The sequence below is a fragment of the Paenibacillus chartarius genome (assembly GCF_042432825.1).
GTDB lineage: Bacteria > Bacillota > Bacilli > Paenibacillales > NBRC-103111 > Gordoniibacillus > Gordoniibacillus chartarius.
Genome location: NZ_JBHLWN010000040.1, coordinates 1 through 6,798 on the forward strand (window position 1 = coordinate 1; position 6,798 = coordinate 6,798).

The 6,798-nt window shown below is 41.0% G+C and carries 4 protein-coding genes; all 4 read left to right on the forward strand.

What is annotated here, in order from left to right; translation table 11 throughout:
* Positions 1-1,385, forward strand: a 1,385-nt coding sequence (locus ACFFK0_RS10510) for a TnsB C-terminal domain-containing protein (RefSeq protein WP_377470129.1), incomplete at its 5' end; no start/stop codon positions are given.
* The gene (locus ACFFK0_RS10515) at positions 1,378-3,132 is read left to right on the forward strand and encodes an ATP-binding protein (protein WP_127607669.1); all 1,755 of its coding nucleotides are present in this window, start codon (positions 1,378-1,380) and stop codon (positions 3,130-3,132) included. The genes ACFFK0_RS10510 and ACFFK0_RS10515, both read left to right, overlap by 8 nt.
* Positions 3,133-3,207: 75 nt before the next feature.
* Entirely contained in the window at positions 3,208-4,938 is a 1,731-nt protein-coding gene (locus ACFFK0_RS10520; protein WP_127607671.1) for a TnsD family Tn7-like transposition protein, read from the forward strand.
* A 16-nt stretch (positions 4,939-4,954) separates the two neighbouring features.
* Positions 4,955-6,754, forward strand: coding sequence for a TnsD family Tn7-like transposition protein (locus tag ACFFK0_RS10525; protein WP_377470130.1), 1,800 nt, complete (start codon positions 4,955-4,957; stop codon positions 6,752-6,754).
* Positions 6,755-6,798: the final 44 nt, after the last annotated feature.

Sequence of the window (6,798 nt, forward strand, 5' to 3'; positions counted from 1 at the left end):
TCTTTACCTATGAATTCGCGACGGCAGGGTCAAATTCCTGTTTCGTCGGACAGACTCCTAGGAAAGCTAATGGACCAGGCCAAATCTTCGAAGTTGATGCAACGGTAACAGATGTATATTTGGTAAGTGCAATTGATCCCAATATTATTGTCGGCAGGCCTGTCGTATATATTGTTGTTGATGTATACAGTCATATGGTTGTCGGGTTATATGTTGGGTTTGAAGGTCCGTCTTGGCTTGGAGTCATGATGGCTATTGAAAATACAGTGGAAAATAAGGTTGAGTTCTGCAGGCAGTATGATATCGAAATTACAGAGGAAGAGTGGCCGTGTCACCATATGCCAGAAAGTTTTATGGCTGACCGCGGCGAGATGGAGAGTAAAAATGCCGACTCGCTTGGTAAAGCGCTAGGAATTAAACTAAAGAACGCGCCTCCGTATCGTGCTGATCTAAAGGGGATTGTGGAACAGCAATTTCGAACATTGAACGTGACGCTCCAACCATGGACGCCTGGTGCTGTGAAGAAAGAATACAAAAAGCGCGGGGGACCGGATTACGTTTTAGATGCGAAGCTCACACTTAGAGAATTTACACAAATGATGATCGAGATGATTCTTCAAAGGAACAACTATCATTACATGGAATACTACCCTTTAGACAAAGATCAGGCATTGGATAAAGTGCGGCCCGTTGCAAGGGATTTATGGAATTGGGGGATATCTCATAATCACTATTTGAAGAATGTTCATCCGGATATCGTTCGATTGAATGTATTGCCCGAGGCAAAAGTTACTGTGAATCGGGAGGGGATATACTTTGAAGGAATGTATTATGGTTGTGAAGAATTAGCGCGTCAGGGTTGGTTCGTTAAAGGGAAAACACAAAAGGTGCCGATCGCTTATGACAGAAGATGTATGAATCATGTCTATGTGAAGACGGACAATGGCAAGGGTTTTATAAAGTGCGACTTATTGGCCAAGTCTTCCCGATTCATAAATATGAGCCTTGAAGAGGTCAAGTCAACCCGGTACGAGGAAAAACTGTCAAGAAGCTTGTACTATGATGAAACGGAACTTCAGGAAGAAGTAACCTTAAGCGCGAAGTTAGAAGCGATTAAGAAAGAAGCAATGAAGCGGAGTGCCGATAGCCAAGACCATTCCTTAACAAAGTCTGAACGGAAGTCCAATATTAAAGGGACTAAAGCCGTTGAGAGAGAAAAGCTGCGAAAAGAACAAGCTTATGAGTTGGGTAAGTCTCCAAATGAGGAGACGGACGAACCATCTATTCCTGGAGATCATGTAATCCCTCTAGAAACATATAAGCCTAAATCAAAGCTGGGTCTACTCGCAAAATTAAGGGAGACGGAGGAGAAAAAGCATGGTTAAGCAAGCTCAACAGCAGGTTGATTATTACCAGTATTCTCCGAGCCTTATAGGCAGGCAAGAGGAGGCAAGCTATTCTGAACAGGAGATTCCTGACTATAGGGGTAATCCTTTTATAGAAGCTTTGCCTCCGATATTTGAAGAAGAAGATGTCGCATTACAAATCAGGAAATACCCTGATTACGATGAAAGGCAACGTAAATTAGGACGGCAGACAAGGCTGCATCTTGTTCAACAGATATCCGATTATGTCGAGCCGTTACCTTCACATTTTCTGGTGGAACAAAGGCTGTCGAGATTAATCCGCCATGGTTATAAAGCCAGAAATCCTTTCTCTCCAGCAGTCATGAGACAATTCCATATAGGGTTTAAAGAGGTTCTTGAAGGAGGAGTTGATTCAACAGGAAGCAATATTGCAGGGGTGAGATCTACCGCTGCCGGATTCGCTATCCTTGGAGTAAGTGGACAGGGGAAGACAACGGCAATCGAGAGCTCATTACTTTTATACCCGCAGGTCATCCATCACTCGACTTATAAAGGGCAACCTTTTATCCGTAAGCAAGTTGTTTGGCTGAAATTAAATTGCCCGTTTGATGGTTCGCTGAAAGGGTTGTGCTTTAACTTTTTACAATCCGTAGATTCGCATTTGGGTACTAAATATTTCCGGAAATTTTCGACTCAAAAAGTATCGGTAGATATGTTAATTCCAGTGATGGCTCATATCGCTACATTACATGGGTTAGGAGTACTAGTCATTGACGAAATTCAAAACTTGAGTTTTCTTAAGAGTGGCGGCGCTGAGAAGATGCTTAATTACTTTACTCAATTGATTAATACGATTGGTGTTCCTGTGGTATTAGTAGGGACGTTTAAGGCAATGAAGCTTCTTTCAGGTTCCTTCAGTCAAGCAAGAAGAAGCACGGGACAAGGGGACCTGATCATGGATAGACTAAATGAAGGCGAGGAGTGGGATTTCTTCTTAAATGCTCTGTGGAAATATCAATGGACTGCTACTGAAACGCCTCTAAAGCCTCATTTGAGTAAGAAAATGTATGAGCTTTCTCAGGGAATTGTAGATATTGCGGTTAAGTTGTACATGTTAGCCCAGTGGCAAGCCATCGAGGACGGAAACGATAATGAAAAAATAACAGGGGCTCTCCTGGAGACCGTTGCCAAACAGCACATGCAGCTGGTTCAGCCTATGTTAAAGGTTTTGAGAAGTAAAGATCCCCGAGCGTTAGAGGCAATAGATGATTTATATCCTAAGTGGAACGTGTTGGATCAATATTTACAAAAGGCAGATGAGAAAGTCAATATTCAAGGAGAGGTCAGAACAAAAATATTGCGTGATGGAAAAATTGAGCAGGACGAAGAGAAGCTAATTGAGCTTGTAAAAACAGCAATGGATTTCGGGGCTTCTTACGATATGGCTTATGAAGCTGCTAATAGGGTTCTTCAGTCTAATGAGGCTGAGAAGGATATGGCTGATTTACGAAAACAACTTATTAAAGATATTACGTTCAACTCCATGACGGATGAAGATGAAAACCGTGGTAACGAGGGGAAAGAAGCCCAAGAAAAGGGGAACAGTAAAGCCCAAAAGAAGAAAAAGCAGCAGGTTATGCTTGGTGAGGATGACCTTAGAAATGCCGTAGCAAACAATGAAAAGGATACAGAGGTAATCTATGAAAAGCTAGTGGATATAGGAAGTATCCCGTCGGAGGATGAGCTATCGAAGCTAATAATTTAATGGATTGTTTGAGTACTAGGGACATGTAAAATAGGGAAAACTAGCAATAGGATCTTATCTGAGAGGGTGATTCTATTGCTAGCTTATTTTCCGACTCTTTATGAGGATGAATTGCTTTACAGCGGGATTGCCAGGTACCATGTAATTTCAGGAAATAAGATACAAAGACAAACCATCGAGGACCTTTTCGGTAATCGATCGGTTTGTGCGACTGCAGATCTGCCAAGTCACCTAATGAGTCTTGCCGATAATCTGAATGGACAATATACGACCGATCAAATCATCAACAATCATACCCTACTTCCCTATTACACTTACTTTATGAAGCAACAGAAAATTCATCAAGTACAATCCTTGATGGAAAATGGGAGTAAACAAGGGGAAGTTCATGCCTTCCTGGGATTGCTTGCTACTTCTATAAAATTGCCGGCAAGGCTAAGATTTTGTACTGATTGCTATAAAGCAGATAGTGAGATTTGCGAGCCTTATTGGCATCGCTGCCATCAGCTGCCCGGTGTTATAATGTGTCCGTTGCATAAGATCATCTTAAGGGTCAGTACGGTAGAATACTCAACTCTTCATCACAAATATTCATTTGTGCCTTTGGCAATACACGGTGAATCGAATTTTACCGAACCCGTTATTGACGCCAACTGGTGTGATCATCTGGAATACATTGCTGTTCAATCGAATTTACTTCTACAGTCCCAGTCAAAATCTAAAGAGGAGACCACATCCTATAGAAGGGTACTGCCGATGGAAGGATACCAAACAGTAGGCGGCCGGATACGATTTAATCGTCTTATACATGATTTTCGGAATTTCTACACTGATGAACTGCTGGATTATCTAGACTGTGGTATCGATTCAAACAGCTCTGATACGTGGTTACATAAAATAATCAGGGATCAAGAAGAAATCACGCATCCGCTAAGGCATCTATTACTAATCGGTTTTTTTGAAAAATCTGTCGGTGGTTTTTCGGTCACCCCCAACAATCTTCCATTTGGAAGCGGCCCCTGGCCATGTCTCAATAAAGCGGCTGATCATTACAATCAAAGTGTTGTTGAAAAATGTGTAGTTACTCGTTGCTCAACAACTTCAAAGCCGGTCGGCACCTTCCATTGCTGTTGCGGATTTGTATATTCAAGAAGAGGTCCGGATACAAGTGATGAGGATCGAAACCGCATAGGCAGAATTAAAGCTTTTGGTCCAGTTTGGTATGACAAACTAAGGTGTCTTAATGAAACCAATACATCCCTTCGTCAGAAAGCAAAAATTCTCGGTGTCGACCCTGGGACTGTAAAAACTCAAACGGAGCTTCTTAATACTAATAAAGCAGCTTTGCATAAGATGAGAAATCAAAGTCAACCTGCCAGGTCGAGAAGAAACAGAAACAACGAGAAAGGATGTTCGCTATCGAAAGTCAAACGAAAAGTGGATTGGAATCAGCGAGACGAGATTTTGTATGATGTGGTGGCAAAGGCGGTCGAACAGATGAAACAGTTGCCTAATCCCCTAAGAATATCGTTGGCCTCAATAGCTAGATATACGGATTCAGGTAACCTGACACATAAGCTTATGAAGAATCTAAACAAGCTCCCCAGAACCAATGAATTCATTAAGAAACATGTCGATTCTACAGAGACATTTCAAGTTCGCAGGTTAATATGGGCAGCAAGCAAGCTTAATGAGACGGAAGGTAAGGTGTTAGGATGGAGATTATTGAAGCTAGCCGGCTTGAATCATCCATTAAAGAAAATGGTTAAAGACAAATTTATGGAACTCGTTGAGTGTCAGTCATGAAAGAGGGACGATGCTTATGTTATCGTATTTACCGATCTTATATCCAGATGAAGATAGTAGGTCCATAATATTTAGGTACCATGTGCTTTCGGGTAACAGCGATTTTTCAGTAACAAATTCAGAGTTGTTCGGAAGAAAGGTCTACAGTTTAACCGTATTTCCTCGCAACTTAAATTTTTTAATTAAACAGTTGCCAAGTCGCTTTATGTCCGTGGGTGATTTTTTGTTTAACCATACCTATTTTCACTGGGTCAAACCATTCATACCTGAAGACCGGTTATCAAGGGCCATTGAAGAGATCATGGAAAATGCAGGCGATTCCAATATTGCTGTTTTACTAGGCAAAGGTCAAGATCGGTTTATTTCAGAGGACTTACGTTATTGTCCCGTGTGCATGAAGAATGACAACCAAAAGTATGGTGAAGTCTATTTGCATAGGACACACCAACTGACTTTTATAACATGCTGCCCAGAACATGGCAGTAAATTGATTGTGCATTGCCCAAGCTGTAATAAGAAGTTGGCTAGAGCGAAAGATGGACAATTATTAGCTTCTATAGAGTGTGAATGTGGTTGCAATCTATCAGATTGTCAAGAAGAATCGGTTTCCTCCAACTATAATATCGAACAGAGAGTCCTTACGAACTTCTATCAGATGGTTAGGTACTCCAAGCAGGTATCGCGGGAAGAGATATTTGCAAAATTGAAAAATGCATTGGGACTAAAAGGATACATGAAGTACTCGGGTGGCGTTGACAGAAAACAAATTCTTCAGCACTTTGATAATTTCCTGAAAGACAATGGTTTAAAGGGATACTTGACTACCGACTTGAAAGCACAGGTTAATTCGGACAGTTTCTTTCTTTCATGTAAGGGTGTTAAAAATATTCTGCTCTATGTGCTGATTATGATGTTTTTATCTGGTTCAGTTGAACATTTTATATCGGAGAACGGAGCCTTTTGTATACCGATACCATTTGGGAATGGGCCATGGATTTGCAATAACCCGGTATGTGAAGGATATGGCTTAGGAGTTATCAAAAAATGTGTTCGTGTTGATCATGATGGAAGATATATTTCGGGATTATTTGGTTGTCCGCTATGTGGCTTTAGTTTCTCAAGAAGATGGAAATTAAACGATCATAGTAACGAGAAGCCTTATGCAGTGTTAACAATGGGTCCATTGTGGCATTCAACTGTATTGGAACTTCATTCAAGTGGTTTAAGTAATAATGCTATTGCAAAAAGGTTAAAGACATCCCCAACCCAAATAAAACGTTCATTGAACCGGCATAAAGAGCCGGCTTCAGACACTAGAATACTTCAGTCGCTTGAAATGTTATGGGCATCGTCTATGGATAATAATGACGAGGTTGCTGCAACATCAGAGGTCACCACGTTGTTAACAGAAAATCGCAAAAAGATACTTGCAATAATGCGGGAAAATAGCGACATTTCAAGAACTGAGTTGGCTAAAAGATATAATCATCTGTATCATAAAATGTTAAAGAACGACCGGGATTGGATGGAGAAAAACTTGCCTCCCAGCAAAAAAAATCGGATTCGAAAGGATTGGGCCAAGTTAGATCTTGAATACAGCAAAATTTTAGCCGCGGCAGCAGATGACCTGTACAGATCAAATCCCGCTGAGCAGATAAGAAAGTATACTATTTTGGCTCATGCCCCCAAGATTATTACCGAGCATTTAGAGAATGCACCTGAAAAATTCCCAAGAGTTACAGAATTACTAAAAAGCAAGGTTGAGTCAGACGCAAACTACTTAATCCGCCATCTTCCAGTAATTAGGGCTTGCTGAAAAATCAAAAAATCCTTATCTCACAAGGGTTTAGAGGCACTTTT

Excerpts from the sequence above, each read along its gene's own strand:
- ACFFK0_RS10515 (WP_127607669.1), top strand. The coding sequence starts at position 1,378 with ATGGTTAAGCAAGCTCAACAGCAGGTTGATTATTACCAGTATTCTCCG.
- ACFFK0_RS10525 (WP_377470130.1), top strand. The coding sequence starts at position 4,955 with ATGTTATCGTATTTACCGATCTTATATCCAGATGAAGATAGTAGGTCC.